Source organism: Acinetobacter pragensis, assembly GCF_001605895.1.
Taxonomy (GTDB): domain Bacteria; phylum Pseudomonadota; class Gammaproteobacteria; order Pseudomonadales; family Moraxellaceae; genus Acinetobacter; species Acinetobacter pragensis.
In genome coordinates this window covers 1-15,716 of sequence record NZ_LUAW01000023.1, presented here as the reverse complement: position 1 = coordinate 15,716, position 15,716 = coordinate 1, and the positions used below count along the sequence as shown (strand labels likewise).

Sequence of the window (15,716 nt, the reverse complement as noted above, 5' to 3'; positions counted from 1 at the left end):
AATTCTCGTGTTCTATCCCTAACGGATTGCAATTAATTTAAGTTGTCCATGATTTGTTAATTCGCGCTGCTCAACATCAATTGCAGTCGCCAAAGGTGTCATCAAAATATACTGTGTTTTATCAGGCACCTGAATAACACCTTCAATCCGTTCTCGGCGTAAATGATCTTCATTGCCATCTTTATTTTTATAGCCGCCAGCTCCTTCCAGCACGCATCCCTGCGTATCTAAAAATACAACAAATGGCCAATAAAATGTCGGATTATTTTGCTTAGATGCATAAGAATTGATCTGAATATTCTGTATTGCATTTTCCAGTTTAATCACTTCAAAATCGAACTCATCTTTTAGCGGCGCGCGGGGCCATAGGTTCATTTCAGATAAAGGCTTTAAGCTTTTCGCATTTTTAAATTGCTTTTCTTTAAAGCATTGCTGGCCTAAGCCTGCTACCGCATCGGCTTCAGAAACCCGGTAATATGATGCAGACAGAGCAACAGGCCCTTTTTCAGCTGGCTGGCTGCGTTTAAACAGGGACTCAATGATCGATTTACTGACGCCTTTTTCACGCTCCACCATTTGCATGCGGGTCGCGCCAATTTTATTATCGATCACGCCCTCAGGCATCGCATAAAAGCGTTTTTTGCCTTCTAAATTAAACTCTTTATCTTCTAAATATTCACTATTTACATACTGTTCGCCATTCATTGCAGAAAAGCCTGTTTGCGGCTCTGCCGGCTGGACCGCAGTTGCGGCGGGTTTTTTTACCAGCTCCGGCGGTAAAGCTTTAAATGGCGACTTCGCCATATTCAGCGCCTCATTGTTTTGAATGGACCTCATGACAGCGGCTGGAACTTGCACAGGCGATGTTTTCGTTAAAGAGTCTGCCGTATTTTTGACTGCGGCCGACTTAGTTTCTGAAGTACTGAGCGCTTCATTTGATTTCGGCGCAATTTTTAACGCTTGCTTTGCCACAGGCTGTATGGCCGGTTTTACAACGTCGATTGTCTTTTCTTTTGCAGAAACTGCAGGCAGATCTTTTGAGGTTAAGGTATCAGGTTGATTTTCCTCAGCCAGTTTGTTCACTTGAATTGGAGGCTGCACCGCACTTTGAAGAGTGGATTTACTGGATGGTTTTGTCTCTAGACCGTGAATCACTTGCTGTAACTTTTGCTCTTGCGCTGGATTAATAGGCACAGATAGCTGAGCCGCTTTCGGAACACTAGCAGGTTCAGAAATTTCGGTATTCAACACCTGAGATTCAGTTTTCTTTTTAGCTTCTTTGATTGAAACATTCCGATCAGGCATCTGAACGACCATTGGCCTGCCATCTGGGCCAATGATCGTATGAAATGCACCTGCATGAGCAGCGGATGCCTGCATTATTCCAAATGCAAGCACCGACTTCATGAATAAATTCCCTTTCATTCTTAAGCCTTTCCTACCATCGCGTTCTATAGTTCAATCCCAAAATGGTCACTTTTGTGTCTGTTTTAACATTCAATCCTGCATAAGGATTCAACAATATATTATTAACCCCTGTTTGGTTAGCCAAGCTGCTGCTATTGGCAGGAATGCTGTCCTTGCTGCGTAAAAAACCAATCGACAGATCTAAATCGGTATCTGCATCAAAGCGGTAGCCCACACCCAAACCAAACAGCTGCGCGCCATTGATTGGAATCATGGTATTGCGCTTGCCGTCTGGAATTGCACTGGTACGGGGCTCATAGCCTGCACGCAGTTTTAGGCGGTCTGTAGCCGAATATTCCAATCCAATGCCATAATTCCAAGGTGATGTGAACCCTAAAGGCAAGGCTAAAGAAGTATCACTGATATTTTCAGACAGCAATTTGGCAATTTTCAAAGCAGAAATTTGACGGTCAAATTCAAAGCGGAATTTATCCCAGGCTTTATAATCCGTCCAGCCCACATCAAAATTAACCTGAAGATCAGGTAAAATTTTATATTTAATGCCCGCTTGAAAATGCTGAGGATACTCAAAATCCATAGACACCAAACCCGATTCACTGGCAGGTACAGTACTAGGAAAACCTAAAATTGCCGCTAAAATTTGGCCCGTCGGCGATGACATCAGGCCTTTGATCAGCTCTTGCGGCGCTTTCGCATTATCAATGTGGTACTTGCCTTTCAGGCGCATTTTAGCAGCGCTTTGATAGACCATACCAAAACTGAAATCTTCCCTCGGTTCCCACAGTACACCCAAGTTGTAACTTGGACTTAAGGATTGCTCAAGCGCCAGCTGAAGCTGCCCGAATTTGCCGAAAGGATTCATTCCCTCATCAGCATTACACATTCCCAAAAGCAGAATATCTGTAATAATATCTGAATTGTCTTTAAATGGCGTACAGACGACTTCATCGATCATGCGCAGCATGCCGATCAATTCATTGGGGAACCGCAAATCTGTTTTCAGGCCAATCGCCTGATACGACATGCCGATACCGCCGCCGATCGACAGCTCATCATTGATTTGATAAGCCATGGTAGGCGACAGATAGGTAATGCGTTCCAGCGCAACCTGCTGGCCCATATAATTGCCAACATTGCCATTTTCGGCCCCGAAACCTGCAATTAATGGGGCATACATGGCAGTTGCAAAGGTTAGTTTTGAACCTGGAGGATTATAGGCAATGCCTGCAGTGGGCGCAGCCAAAGGCATGCCCTCACCCAAATCGACCATCTTCTTCAATATAGGCACGTACAGGCTGGCATATTCAACATCACCGCTTACTGTACCCTTGAAGTCGGTACAAATATCAGAGGATATTTCCGGACCGTCATTACAGACCATCGGATCATCCGAATAACCAAAAACATTATAGCCCGCAGGAACTGAAAATTCCCGCTTGATGTCAAAGTTGGCAATAATGCCTTGAACATCTGTCTGCAAACCTTCAATTTTGGTTAACGCGGCAGGGTTAAAGTGCACGGCGCTGATTCCTGGCGGGTCAGCGGTCACAGCATTGCCTAAGGCCAAAGACCTGACATCTACAGATAAGTTTGTTCCCAGCTGCGCAAATGCGGTGCTGGAGCAGCCCGTTAAAATAATCGCGGTAACGAGTGGGCTGAGCCGAATATTATTCATGCAGCAACCCTCTTAACGGAATTTTTTGCCGAAACCTAAGATATCAAGCGGGAAAGACAGGCCCAAGGACACATCAGGCGCATCTTCCGTTAACCCTAAACCGACTGTTCCATTCACAATAGTGTCTGGTGAAACCCGAACACCTAATGAAATTGCCAAAGTAGAACTGGTCTGATCTGCAGGAGAATAGGTTTCGCCTGTGTTATAACTGAATTCGGCACCCGTGTTAAAGCTTTGCTGATATGACATTGTCATTGAAACATCATAATTGAATGAATAAGCGAAACCGAAAGCAAAACCGCCGCTGATTCCAGGATCAAATTCGTTAATTACGCGCGTGCCGCGGCGCTGATCTAAACCGCTTTCCTTCAGCCCGTAATTGGCTGAAACTGAAGCGAATAAAACCACTGGGTCAATATATTTGCGTGTGCTGGCGCCTACACCGACAGAATAGTAGCCTTTGCCCGTGGCTAAATCTGACGCAGCATTGACTTCATATGGGCTGTCGCCTGTTTTGGTGGAAAGATTGCCAAACAAAATCAGCGGTAAACGTCCCGCTTTTAAAGGGAATGGCTCCCAGCGCGCGCCAAGTGAAATATCCCCTAAACCTGCGGTTGAAGTATCTTTCAGCAAATCTGATTTTGCCACCAGCGGCAATGAAGCAGTAAAAGTTAAATTATCCAGAACACCATATTGCAGCGTGAACGTATTGGTCATTGAATGCGTTGCATTTTCCTGTACACGCAATTGATACAGCTGGCCATTGGCCATTTCCATATCCAGCTGTGTATCGCGGTAATAGGTGTAATCAATATCATAAAAAGAAGATATTTCGCCCTTTTTAATCAATGAAAACTGGCGCTCATTCGAAGTAAAAACTTCTTGCAGATTTGTTTCCTGACTAGCATCACCCGCCTGCTGCTGCAAAGCAGATGATGCATCTGTAGCAGCCAATGATTCCGACGCAGCAACCGCTGTACTTACGGTCTGATTTTCAGAAGTCTGCTCGGTCTTTTGCTCAACTGCCACTGCATCAGCATTCGGCTCATCTACAGAGTCATAGCCGCCAACAGAATTATCTGCGGCAACAGCTTCCTCTTGCTGATCAGTCTGCTCATACTCCCCTACACCTGGCTCTTCGGCAGCATAAGCAACGCCCATTACCAGCTGTATACTCATGGCTAATAAGGTTCTGTTCATCCATTTACTTTTCATGTTCCATCCTACCGCTTTTATTTTTTTAATTTCGCTTTTGTTTCAATTCACTTTTTTATAAAAATTATTTGCTCTTATAATAAAGGCGCAAATAGTTATATTCTTTTTTGCCATAATTTTCTGAATCTTCATTCATATTCGTATCCAGCCGGATCGTAGAGGCTTTATCTGCAATTTTATTCATATAAAACTGCGGATATTGAATATCAACAAAGGCATATCTATTAATTGTTGCATCATCGACATGGCGCATGTCGGCTTCCTGCAGCGCTAACATATTTTTTCGCTGTTCTGGCGCAACATTAATCAGGTATAAGGTATTATTTTCCCAAATTTCCTTAAAACGGGTTTCATCAAAACTGATATTTCCCAGCGCAGGGTCTGCCACATAAACTCTGCCGTTTTTATACCCCTTGAACACGACAAAATGCTTAAAGCCAGCGTAAGAAATAGGAACAATAGCGGGCTGCCCTTGACTGACTAAATCTGAAAATTCACCGCGGTATCCCCCGCTTTCCAAACCTAAAGCCGCGACAAAGCGCTTCATGTCTAATAAAGAAAAGCTTCGGCGCTCAATAATTTTTTCAGTTTCACCATATTTCAGCAAACCGTTCATAATTTGCTGTTCTGTCAGCTGTGTGCCGACATAGCCATTCAGCAAAGTGGTTAAGGCTGCTGAACCGCAGCTGTAGTCATAGGCCTGACGCACAATACCGCGGAATTGATCTTCTATAGCAGGTTTAATTTTAACGGCTTCACGATGCATGCGCGTAAAGGAATCATTGCGGGAATCCAGAGTTTCAGTGTATTGCACCGTCCCCGCTGGCTTTTGCTTTATATCGAAAGACTCTTTGGCAAAGTAATACATCAATGCCGAGCCTAGTGCTATCTCTAACATATCTTCTAACTTTTTTAGTTATCGGCAGTGATGTGCCTTTATTATCTTTATTTTAGAGCTAAAGCTCTACATCCATGTCATATGAAAGATACCGTTTTTTTCAAAAAAAAACAGTATTTTTTTTACTTTTTTGATGTGTTTTAGCTTTTTTATGTAAAAAAAAGCGCGTGAATTTCACGCGCTTTTTTCTCTATAAATATTAACGGCCGGAAATTGTAATTACAGAACCCTTCGCCATTGTTGTTGCTGAATCCATGTAATATGTTTGAAGGCCTTGGATTTCAACATCGCCAATTGAGCCAGCAGTAGCAGTACCGCGAGCGCCAAGAGTAGCTGTTGGCTTAGCGCCTAAAGCAATCGCTTGAACATAAATATCGGTCGCTGTTGTACCATCATTTAAAATGCTAAGCCCTGTTGGTTTTACTGAAATTTTATTCGAAATAGATAAATCAGTACCGCTAGCATCTGCTACTTGGATCTTGCCTAACCAGATTTGACCGCCGCCTGAGCTATCAACGATGCCAAGATCAGAAATCTCCAGACCGCCTTGCATTGTTGTATTCAATTTAATCATCGCACCTTGCGGTGTTGCACCCAACTGCACATTTGCATCCATTACGCCAGTCTTAATATTAAGACCTGTTAAAATTTTGTTATAGTTCTCTGTAGCACCGCGGCGAATACCTGTTGCCGTTGAGTCACCAGAAGCAGCGACACCAATTTCACCGATATGAATATCCAAACCAGAGACTTGCGCGGCAATGTTAATAAATGCGCCGCCTTTAGCAGAAGTACCTGCATCTGAATCGATTTGCAAATCAGCCAAGTTATGCGAAGCCAATAAGCTTGCTGTATTTGCACCAATTACAATACCATTTTTTTCATTTGCAGTACCTGCAACGCCTGTTCCTTTAATAACAATTGCGCCAGCTGTTGAAGTTCCGCCTAAAGCTGTGCTGGTTAAACCGTCATTATCATGAATCAATAATTTTTCAATTTCAATTTTTGAAATGCCGATACCGATATTGATGCCGTCTTGACCTGTTGAAGCACTGAGCGATGCATCATCCATTGCTTGCATTGCCATTGCATTTGCACTGATTGCTAGAGAAGAAACCAAAGCAAGTTGAGTGAATTTTTTCATCTTTTACTCTCCCAAGAGTATTATTTTTTTTGATTGTCAACCACTCGATATACACAGCTGATTATTCGTTTTGTGACAGCTGTTACATCTTTCCTTGAGCAGTGTTCTGCTTGACTAAATTATATCCGTGTCATTTTTTGTTCAACTGCTGTTGGTCGCAATCTATCTCTTGCCGATAAACGGTATTTACTCAACCCTTGCTTCCGCATTGATATAAACTATGCTTATCCACTCAGATTTTTTTCATTTGACGCATGCAAAACCCTCAATTCAGCCAAAAAATTATTCTTAATCACATCATTACCGCCGAGAAAATTTTAAAGGCGATGGCTGGCTTGAATCATGCCGTGTATTTGCAAAATAATGGTTTTCCTGTCATTGCTTTTTGTGCAGATGAATATTTTATTTTGCAGAATTCACAGCTGACTCATTGCACTCAGCAGGAATTGAATAGTTATCGCCAATCACCCGCAGATCAGCTGCCGAAAATTTTCAATAACATTTTGAAAGAAAATAACAACAAAGCCTTCAAAGGCGGATACATGGGCTTCATCAGCTATGACTATGGCGCATCTCAGCACGTCAATTTAGCGCAGAAGCACCAGCCCAGCCTATTTTTGGGACATTTCAGCACTTTTTTAACATGGTCTGAAACTGGCTGGGAACTGCACTGCCCATCAGAAAATTTTATAGAAATGCAGACATTGATTCTCAAGTTGATGAATGCCCCTGAAACTCCTTCAAACTTTAAACTGCGTACCGCTTGCAGCGCCCGCTGGACCAAAGCCCAATATGCCAAGGCTTTCCATCACGTTCAGGAATACATAAAGGCTGGAGATTGTTATCAAATTAACTTAACACAGGAATTCACCGCACTAGCGGAAGGCCAATTGTTAGATACCGCAGCGCGGCTTTGGGCACTGACCGATGCGCCTTATTCGGGCTACCTGCGCATAGATGATTTTGAGCTATTAAGCTGTTCACCTGAATTATTTATTGATTTTGAAGCGGAACGGAAAATCATTACCAAACCGATTAAAGGCACGATGCCCCGTTTTACAGACCCTATTTTAGATGCTCAGTCCAAACAGACTTTAGAAAACTCTGAAAAGGATCAAGCTGAAAATGTGATGATTGTGGATTTATTGCGCAATGACCTCAGCGTTTATGCAGAAACCGGTTCAGTAAAAACGCCAAAGCTGTTTAATATTGAATCATTTAATCAAGTGCATCACATGGTCAGTGAAGTAGAAGCCACATTAAAACCGGGCGTAAACCCTTTTAACATGCTGTTGTCTGCACTTCCTGGCGGTTCAATCACCGGCGCTCCAAAAATTCGCGCCATGCAGATTATTGATGAACTTGAAGGCGCTCCGCGCGGGGCTTACTGCGGCTCATTGGGTTATTTTAACGAAGATGGGACAGGTTCTTGGAATATTCTGATCCGTTCGATCCAAAAATATCAAAATAATGTATCCCTATGGGCCGGCGGCGGCATTACGGTTGCTTCCGATTGCGATGCCGAATATCAGGAATGTTTTGATAAAGTTTCGGCGATACTCGATTTACTCAATACATGGCATCAGCCGAATTAAACATTGGGTTTCGGCTACAAAAAAGCCTAACTGACGTTAGGCTTTTTTATTTAACAATTTGATTAAACTAAAATTATATTCTTCAAAGTATCAACCAAACGCTGATTCTGTTCATCTGTGCCAATAGTAATACGCAAAAATTGATTAATGCGCGGCTTATTGAAGTAACGCACAATAATGCCTTGCTCCCGCAATGCGGCAGCCAGCTCGCCAGCATCCTTAGACGGCAATGATGCAAAAATAAAATTTGCTTTTGACGGCAGTACTTTAAACCCTAGCCCAGTGAGCTGCGCCGTCAGTTTTTCACGGCTTGCAATAACTTTTTGGTTTTGGGCTTCAAAATAAGCCTGATCTTCAAAAGAGGCAACAGCCGCTGCAATCGCAAAGCGGTCAATAGGATAAGAGTTAAAGCTGTTTTTAACCGCTTCCAGCGCGGCAATCAAATGCGGCTGCGCAATAGCGAAACCGACACGCAAACCCGCAAGTGAACGTGACTTAGACGTCGTTTGGCACACGACTAAGTTTTCGTATTTTTCAACCAAACTGACTGCCGATTCTGCACCAAAATCCACATAGGCTTCATCAATCACCACGACAGAATCCGGATTGGCCTGCAATACCTCTTCAATCTCAGGCAAACCTAAAGCAATGCTGGTAGGCGCATTCGGATTGGTAATAATAATGCCGCCATTCGGCTGCTTATAATCATCAACAGCAATTTCAAAATCGTCGTTCAAAGGCAGAATTTTAGTATTGGCGGCAATGCCAAAAAATTGACTGTAAACAGGATAGAAGCTGTAGGTGATATCAGGATAAAGGATAGGTAAATCTTGCACAAAAAAGGCTTTAAAAATATGCGCTAAAACTTCGTCTGAACCATTGCCCACAAACACATTTTCTACAGCAGTATTTTGCTGTTTTGCAATTGCCTGCTTTAATGCCATTGCATCTGGGTCAGGATATAACCGTAAGGCATCTGCTGAATTTTCCAATACTGCCTGTACCGCAGCCACGACTTTTGGCGAAGGCGGATATGGGTTTTCGTTGGTATTCAACTTCAATAAATTCTGTATTTTGGGCTGTTCGCCTGGGACATACGGCTCTAATTCGCGTACATCAGGACTCCAAAACCGCATTTGTTCCATGCTGATATTCGACATTTGATATTCTCTAAATTCTCTCTCCTTTTAGGAGAGGGTTAGGGTGAGGTCTTTACGTTTACCTCTCCCAGCCTCTCCCTAAGGGAGAGGAACGATCATTACTGAATTATTTAAATGATAGCTTACTGATAACGATAGCGTGCAGAGCGTGCATGCGCGTCTAAGTTTTCTTGCTGCGCCAAAATATCTGCAGTTTTCGCTAAGGTTTTCACACCTTGTTCAGAGCACATAATCAAACTTGAACGTTTTTGGAAATCATAAACACCCAAAGGAGACGAAAAGCGCGCTGTGCCGGATGTTGGCAAGACGTGATTTGGCCCAGCACAGTAGTCGCCAATAGCTTCTGGCGTATAGCGTCCCATAAAGATCGCGCCTGCATGGCGGATGTCTTGAGACATTGCTTCAGCTTCATCTAAACAAAGCATTAAATGTTCAGGGGCAACTTGATTAATCAGTTCAGCACCTTCTGCACGGTCTTTTACCAGCACCAATGCACCGCGATTGGCAATGGATGTCCGCGCAATATCGGCCTTAGGCAAAGCTTCTAAATGCTTTTCAATCCAGTATTCAACGTCATTCAGCAGCTGCTCATCTGGCGTGATGAACACCGCTTGTGCAACAGTATCATGCTCTGCTTGAGACAGCAGATCCATCGCCAGCCATTCAGCATTATTCGCGCCTTCAGCATAGACAAGGATTTCAGATGGGCCGGCAATCATATCAATGCCGACTTGACCGAATACCGCACGTTTAGCTGCCGCAACAAAACGGTTGCCCGGGCCTGTGATTTTATCAACCGATGGAATGGTTTCTGTACCGTATGCCAAAGCAGCGACCGCTTGCGCACCGCCAATGGTGAATACCCGGTGCACACCAGCCAAATAAGCTGCTGCCAGCACCAATGGATTCAGCTCGCCATTTGGGGCAGGTACCACCATGATAATTTCGGGCACACCAGCAACATGCGCAGGAACCGCATTCATCAGCACAGAAGATGGATATGAGGCTAAACCGCCCGGCACATAAATGCCTACGCGGTCTAAGGGAGTGACTTTTTGCCCCAAGGTATTGCCTAGAGCATCCACATAAGTCCAGCCATCCTGCTTTTGCGCCTGATGGAATTCACGCACACGACGAGCCGCAAGCTCTAAAGCTTCACGCACTTCTGCTGTCAGCCCTTCAAACGCAGTTTTTAACTGTTCTTGGGTCAGTTCCAGATCTGAAAATTGATGCGCTGGATGTCGATCGAACTGTTGAGTGAGCTTAAGAACATGAGCATCGCCATGCTGACGGACATCAGCAATGATTTGGTCTACGGTTTTTAAAAGTTCAGGATCACTAACTGTCTCAAAAGCCAACAAGTCAGCAAAAGCCTGCTTGAAGTTTTGATCTTGAGTCGATAAACGTCGCATCAATTTACCCACAAGGTTTGAATTGGAAAACTTTAGTTTACCTTGTTTCCAATATGTTGTGGGCAACAATCCTTCACCTAACCGCCGAGTTTAATGAAAAATTACTTTTGATTTAATTGGCAAACCAGTTTGAGTCTCCATTTGAATCTGAACTCAATCAAATCAGATGAAAAATAGAAATACTGATATGAAAATTACAGGCATTGCCCATCAATACTATATGCTGCTCATGCGTCTCAAATATAAAAAACTGAGCCTGCACATTCAGCGCTTTAATTTAAATTCAAAAATCATCGGCATAAAAAAACCGCCCCAAAGGACGGTTTTCTGCAAAATATGAATTAAGCCTGCTGCGCTTTTTGACGCTCTTCCACTGCCGTTTCCAGCTGTGCAAGTATCGGATTCAATAATTGCTGCTTACGCTTAAAGCTGGCTTTGTTCACAATCAAACGGGAAGATACCGTGCAAATTTCTTCCAAAGGCTCTAAGCCATTGGCGCGAAGCGTATTGCCCGTATCCACCACGTCGACGATATAATCGCCTAAACCCACCAAGGGCGCTAATTCCATCGAACCGTATAATTTAATCACATCCACCTGCTCGCCTAAGCTCGCATAGTATTGACGGGTTAAATTCACATACTTGGTCGCAATTTTCAGGCGGCCTTTCGGTCGAACCATGCCGACTTTACCCGCTGTCATCAATTTACAGTTGGCAATTTTCAAATCCAGCGGTTCATAGACATTTTGCGCGCCATGTTCCATTAAAACATCTTTACCCGCAACACCAAGATCCGCTGCGCCATTTTCAACATAAGTCGGCACATCAGAAGCGCGCAGAATTAAAATGCGCACCTGTTTATGGGTTGTCGGAAAAATCAATTTACGGGATTTATCCGGATCTTCCAATAAATTGATCCCCGCTGTTTCCAACAGCGGCAAAGTTTCTTTTAAGATACGTCCCTTACTTAATGCTAAAGTTAAACCATGATCAAAATTGCCCATTACGTCAAAGTTTGGATCATCGTTTCTCATATCGCTCATTAACTTACTCGCTTAATCTGGGCACCTAAACCTTGTAATTTTGCTTCAATGTCTTCATAGCCGCGGTCAATATGATAAATGCGGTCAATCAGCGTCTCCCCTTCAGCCGCCAATGCAGCCAACACCAAGGAGAATGAAGCGCGCAAATCAGTTGCCATAACAGGCGCTGCAGACAGTTTATCTACACCTGTTACCACAGCATCATTACCTTCGACCTGAATATTGGCTCCCATACGGGCCAATTCAGGAACGTGCATGAAACGGTTTTCAAAAATCGTTTCAGAAATTGTCGCAAAGCCGCGGCCAATCGCATTGACTGCCATTAACTGCGCCTGCATATCCGTCGGGAATTCTGGATGAGGCAATGTCTGGAAGCTGACCGCTTTAGGGCGCTTGCCCATCATGTCCAATTCAATCCAGTCATCGCCGCGGGTCACTTCCGCACCCATTTCTTCAAATTTATCTAAAACTGACTCAAGCAGATTCGGATCTGTATGCGTTGTTTTTACTTTACCGCCGGTAATCGCCGCCGCCGCCAAATATGATCCTGTCTCAATCCGGTCTGCAACCACCGCATACTCGCAGCCATGCAGGCTTTCAACCCCAGTAACGACCAGCGTATCTGTATCCAGACCTTCAATTTTGGCGCCCATTTTGATAAGCATTTGCGCCAGATCGGTAATTTCAGGCTCACGGGCAGCATTGCGGATGGTTGTAACGCCATCAGCCAGTACAGCCGCCGTCAGGATATTTTCAGTGCCGCCGACAGTCACCATGTCAAAAACAACTTCACCGCCTTTTAAGCGGCCATCCACTTTGGCGTGCACATAGCCATTTTCAACTTCAATCTGCGCGCCTAAAGCCTCTAAGGCTTTCAAATGCTGATCGACTGGACGTGAACCGATTGCACAGCCGCCAGGTAAAGACACCTGCGCACTGCCATAGCGCGCCAGCAATGGGCCAAGCACCAAAATAGATGCACGCATAGTTTTTACGAGCTCATACGGTGCAAACTGATTGTCTAAAGTAGACGTATCCGCTTTTACAGTATCGCCTTCATAGGACATTTGAACGCCTAAGCCGCCAATCAATTTAACTAACGTATTGACATCTTTCAGATTAGGCACGTTAGTCAGCGTAATTGGAGAGTCCGCTAAAATCATTGCCGCCAGTAATGGAAGCGCCGCATTTTTCGCACCAGAAATACGCACTTCACCTTCGAGCTTAGCGCCGCCCTGAATTAAAAATTTATCCATTAAATTATTAAGCTCCGAATAGGCTTGCTTTACGCCATTCTTCTTTTGTCATTGCGCGAATTGTGACTGCATGAACTTCACCGCTGGCAATATAGGAATTCAACGGCGCGTAAACGGTTTGCTGACGTGCAACAGGACGTTTGCCATCAAACTGATCATCGACAATGCGAAGATCAAATTTGCCGCCTTGCCCACTCACTGCAACTTCAGCATCTGGAAACGCAGCTTTTAAAATATCAGTGAGCTGTTCACTATTCATCACAAGACCTCTTTATAGGACTAACGGTGTAAAACCTGCCATTTTACTATAAATAAAAAAAATAATTCATTAGACATGTACAATATATCAATAAAAAAAGAGGTTATTTAAAACCTCTTTTTGCGCAAATTATCGACTAGGCCTCCAGCGGCATATAAATTAATTGCATTTTTCGATGTTTATGCAGCTGTCTTTTTAATTTATCAGTCATTTTTTTTATCGACGCATACATATCATCGGCTGTCGCTTGCGCAAACAGCTCAGCTCCGGGCAAACGGATAATGGCTTCAGCAATGTGATTGGAGCTTCCTTTACGTGAACGCTTATCAATTTGATGATCTTTGGTCAGTTTGACTTGCATGCTGTTCACTTGATCCAAATGCTTGGTCATCTGCGCGAACTTTAAACGGATATCTTCTTCAATAGCAGGTGTAACAGTTAAATGATGGCCACGAATTGTAATCTGCATAACACTATCCCTCACCTTCCTTAGGATTAGAAAGAAACTGGCCACAACGTCCGAATCTGTGCAAATAACTGGAGTTCTGCATCTAGCATCAAATCATTCTGGCCATTCCTTAAATAAAAAAGAGATTCATTATTTCGTCATAATGAACCTCTAGAATAGTCAGATTTTAAAAATCAGATCAAGACTTTTCGTTCTGAAGATGAAGGAATATGTAACGATTCTCGATATTTTGCGACTGTGCGCCGCGCGACATCTACCCCGTCTTCTTTCAGCATGATGGCTATTGCATTGTCAGACAAAGGCTTACGGGAATTTTCATCCGCAATCATTTTTTTGATTTTGGCACGGATTGCTGTCGAAGAAGCTTCACCGCCAGACGTAGTCCCCACATGGCTGGAAAAGAAATACTTTAGCTCAAATAAGCCCCGCGGTGTCAGCATAAACTTATTGGTTGTCACGCGGGATACAGTAGATTCATGCAGCTCTACTTCCTCCGCAATATCCCGCAATACCAGCGGCCGCATTCCTTCTGCGCCAATTTCAAAAAAAGAACGCTGATGCTCTACAATGCAGGTCGCGACTTTTAATAAGGTTTTATGCCGCTCATCAATGCTTTTAATAAAGTTCTTCGCTTCCAGCATCTGATTGCGCAGATATTGATTATCACTGCTCTGATCTGCCCGCTTAATCATATTGGCATAAAATGAGTTCACACGCAGCTTTGGCATGACATCTTGATTCAGCTGGACATGCCAGTGCTCATCACGTTTAGATACAACCACATCCGGAATTTGATAGTCAGAATCCCGGTCTTCAAATTCCATGCCGGGATGCGCTTTTAAAGTCTTCAGCAAGTCAACTGCATCTTTCAACTGATCAGGGTTTAAGCCCGTTTGTTTCACCAGTTTTGGCAGTTCGTTTGAAATCAGCAACTCATAATGCTGCATCAAAGTGATCGCCTCTTTGCGGTTAGCCGTATTTTCAGGCAAGCTTTGCAACTGGATGATCAGGCATTCTGCTAAATTACGAGCGCCAACACCTATTGGCTCCAAACGCTGGATATATTTTAAAACAACCAGAACCTCATCATCTTCAACAACTTCATCATAATCCATGCTTTCAAGCAAATGCTGAACTGATTGGGTAATTTCCGCTAATTCACAGTCTAAAAAACCTCTATCATCCAGCGAATCGATGATGCAGTGTGCAATCAATTTATCAACCGGTGAAAAATGCAGCAGATTAACCTGCTCCAGCATATGCTGCCCTAGACTTGTATGGCTTTGGCGGTTATCTTCCCGTTCCTCAAAATCCGGTGTTCCTAAGCTGGTCGGCTGATGTGTATAAATATCATCCCAATCGGTATCTACAGGCAAATCATCCGGCAAATGGTTTGCATTCAATTCATTGGTTAAATCTTTTCCATCCTGTTCTAATTCACTCAGCTCAGATAAACTTTCTGCTGTAGACTGTTCTTCAATTTTTTCAAGCAGCGGATTGCTGTCTAACTGAATCTGAATTTCTTGTTCCAACTCTAGGCTTGAAAGCTGAAGCAAACGAATGGCTTGTTGCAGCTGTGGTGTTAATGACAGCGAATTTGCAACTTTCAATCCAATCGATAACTTCATATTATATTTTTCCTCGTACGCTAGCGCATTCTTTAAGTTATAAGCAATTATTGTGCCGTTTTATTTTTTATACCATGGTTTTATTAAAAAACATACAAAATAAATAATATTACGTAATTTTTATACTGCTCTTATAGAGAAAAACCTAAAAATTCCAAGCTATTCAACTCATAAGATTGATTTAATTTCATTACATTACATTTGGTTGAGCATTTGATGTTTTGCAGTCCGCACTTATCTAAATCCCCTTTCCCTCCCTTTTCCTGCACATAAAAAAACACCCCCTGGGTTATCAGGGGGTGTTTCGAATAATGAGCTGGCGATGACTTACTCTCACATGGGTAACCCCACACTACCATCAGCGCTAAGAGGTTTCACTTCTGAGTTCGGGAAGGGATCAGGTGGTTCACTCTTGCTATTGTCGCCAGCACAACTGTTATGGACTTGTTCGGGTCTTATTTGGGCTGTATTTCACAGCGCATGCCTTACTTCGTACCAAATGAGTTATTAACAGGTATATTTGAGTTGAACATT

Annotated in this window: 13 protein-coding genes and 1 rRNA gene; 1 reads left to right on the top strand and 13 read right to left on the bottom strand. The window is 43.4% G+C overall.

The window, feature by feature from the left end:
• Positions 1-18 precede the first annotated feature (18 nt).
• From filE to filA, 5 genes are all read right to left on the bottom strand, one after another.
• The gene (filE, locus tag AZH43_RS10475) at positions 19-1,407 is read right to left on the bottom strand and encodes a putative pilus assembly protein FilE (RefSeq protein WP_264753352.1); all 1,389 of its coding nucleotides are present in this window, start codon (positions 1,405-1,407) and stop codon (positions 19-21) included.
• Between the two features lie 31 nt (positions 1,408-1,438).
• A complete protein-coding gene (filD, locus tag AZH43_RS10470; protein WP_067669417.1) occupies positions 1,439-3,103 on the bottom strand; it encodes a putative pilus system OmpP1/FadL family transporter FilD in 1,665 nt (554 codons plus the stop codon).
• Positions 3,104-3,115: 12 nt separating this feature from the next.
• Positions 3,116-4,318, bottom strand: a complete 1,203-nt coding sequence (filC, locus tag AZH43_RS10465) for a putative pilus system protein FilC (protein WP_067669415.1) — start codon at positions 4,316-4,318, stop codon at positions 3,116-3,118.
• A 64-nt stretch (positions 4,319-4,382) separates the two neighbouring features.
• Positions 4,383-5,216 (bottom strand): putative pilus system C39 family peptidase FilB, encoded by an 834-nt coding sequence (filB, locus tag AZH43_RS10460; protein WP_067669413.1) that lies wholly within the window; start codon positions 5,214-5,216, stop codon positions 4,383-4,385.
• A 199-nt stretch (positions 5,217-5,415) separates the two neighbouring features.
• On the bottom strand, positions 5,416-6,360 hold the full coding sequence (gene filA / locus AZH43_RS10455; RefSeq protein WP_067669411.1) for a putative pilus system protein FilA: 945 nt from the start codon (positions 6,358-6,360) through the stop codon (positions 5,416-5,418).
• 254 nt (positions 6,361-6,614) lie between these two features.
• On the opposite strand from filA, the gene AZH43_RS10450 reads away from it, so the two are divergent.
• The gene (locus tag AZH43_RS10450; RefSeq protein WP_067669409.1) at positions 6,615-7,955 is read left to right on the top strand and encodes an anthranilate synthase component I family protein; all 1,341 of its coding nucleotides are present in this window, start codon (positions 6,615-6,617) and stop codon (positions 7,953-7,955) included.
• A gap of 62 nt (positions 7,956-8,017) precedes the next feature.
• Here AZH43_RS10450 and hisC read toward each other — a convergent pair whose 3' ends face one another.
• The 8 genes from hisC to rrf form a co-directional block, all read right to left on the bottom strand.
• Positions 8,018-9,115 carry a histidinol-phosphate transaminase gene (gene hisC / locus AZH43_RS10445; RefSeq protein WP_067669407.1) on the bottom strand — a complete coding sequence of 366 codons (1,098 nt, stop codon included), beginning with the start codon at positions 9,113-9,115 and terminating at the stop codon, positions 8,018-8,020.
• Positions 9,116-9,237: 122 nt separating this feature from the next.
• Positions 9,238-10,539 (bottom strand): histidinol dehydrogenase, encoded by a 1,302-nt coding sequence (gene hisD / locus AZH43_RS10440; protein WP_067669405.1) that lies wholly within the window; start codon positions 10,537-10,539, stop codon positions 9,238-9,240.
• A 329-nt stretch (positions 10,540-10,868) separates the two neighbouring features.
• Positions 10,869-11,570: an ATP phosphoribosyltransferase gene (gene hisG / locus AZH43_RS10435; protein WP_067669403.1), complete on the bottom strand. Its 702-nt coding sequence runs from the start codon at positions 11,568-11,570 to the stop codon at positions 10,869-10,871.
• Positions 11,570-12,826 carry a UDP-N-acetylglucosamine 1-carboxyvinyltransferase gene (gene murA, locus AZH43_RS10430; RefSeq protein ID WP_067669400.1) on the bottom strand — a complete coding sequence of 419 codons (1,257 nt, stop codon included), beginning with the start codon at positions 12,824-12,826 and terminating at the stop codon, positions 11,570-11,572. Before murA ends, hisG begins: the two co-directional genes overlap by 1 nt.
• Positions 12,827-12,833: 7 nt before the next feature.
• The gene (ibaG, locus tag AZH43_RS10425; RefSeq protein WP_067669398.1) at positions 12,834-13,085 is read right to left on the bottom strand and encodes a BolA family iron metabolism protein IbaG; all 252 of its coding nucleotides are present in this window, start codon (positions 13,083-13,085) and stop codon (positions 12,834-12,836) included.
• Positions 13,086-13,221: 136 nt separating this feature from the next.
• Positions 13,222-13,554 (bottom strand): ribosome hibernation-promoting factor, HPF/YfiA family, encoded by a 333-nt coding sequence (gene hpf, locus AZH43_RS10420; RefSeq protein WP_067669396.1) that lies wholly within the window; start codon positions 13,552-13,554, stop codon positions 13,222-13,224.
• Positions 13,555-13,727: 173 nt separating this feature from the next.
• Positions 13,728-15,182, bottom strand: coding sequence for an RNA polymerase factor sigma-54 (locus AZH43_RS10415; RefSeq protein WP_067669394.1), 1,455 nt, complete (start codon positions 15,180-15,182; stop codon positions 13,728-13,730).
• A 314-nt stretch (positions 15,183-15,496) separates the two neighbouring features.
• A 5S ribosomal RNA gene (gene rrf, locus AZH43_RS10410) occupies positions 15,497-15,611 on the bottom strand.
• Positions 15,612-15,716: the final 105 nt, after the last annotated feature.

What these genes read in the sequence shown, in the direction of transcription:
- hpf (WP_067669396.1), bottom strand. Translation starts at nt 13,554, where the DNA reads ATGCAGATTACAATTCGTGGCCATCATTTAACTGTTACACCTGCTATT.
- filD (WP_067669417.1), bottom strand. Translation starts at nt 3,103, where the DNA reads ATGAATAATATTCGGCTCAGCCCACTCGTTACCGCGATTATTTTAACG.
- filC (WP_067669415.1), bottom strand. Translation starts at nt 4,318, where the DNA reads ATGAAAAGTAAATGGATGAACAGAACCTTATTAGCCATGAGTATACAG.
- filE (WP_264753352.1), bottom strand. Translation starts at nt 1,407, where the DNA reads ATGAAGTCGGTGCTTGCATTTGGAATAATGCAGGCATCCGCTGCTCAT.
- filA (WP_067669411.1), bottom strand. Translation starts at nt 6,360, where the DNA reads ATGAAAAAATTCACTCAACTTGCTTTGGTTTCTTCTCTAGCAATCAGT.
- AZH43_RS10450 (WP_067669409.1), top strand. Translation starts at nt 6,615, where the DNA reads ATGCAAAACCCTCAATTCAGCCAAAAAATTATTCTTAATCACATCATT.
- hisG (WP_067669403.1), bottom strand. Translation starts at nt 11,570, where the DNA reads ATGAGCGATATGAGAAACGATGATCCAAACTTTGACGTAATGGGCAAT.
- ibaG (WP_067669398.1), bottom strand. Translation starts at nt 13,085, where the DNA reads ATGAATAGTGAACAGCTCACTGATATTTTAAAAGCTGCGTTTCCAGAT.
- hisC (WP_067669407.1), bottom strand. Translation starts at nt 9,115, where the DNA reads ATGTCGAATATCAGCATGGAACAAATGCGGTTTTGGAGTCCTGATGTA.
- filB (WP_067669413.1), bottom strand. Translation starts at nt 5,216, where the DNA reads ATGTTAGAGATAGCACTAGGCTCGGCATTGATGTATTACTTTGCCAAA.
- AZH43_RS10415 (WP_067669394.1), bottom strand. Translation starts at nt 15,182, where the DNA reads ATGAAGTTATCGATTGGATTGAAAGTTGCAAATTCGCTGTCATTAACA.
- murA (WP_067669400.1), bottom strand. Translation starts at nt 12,826, where the DNA reads ATGGATAAATTTTTAATTCAGGGCGGCGCTAAGCTCGAAGGTGAAGTG.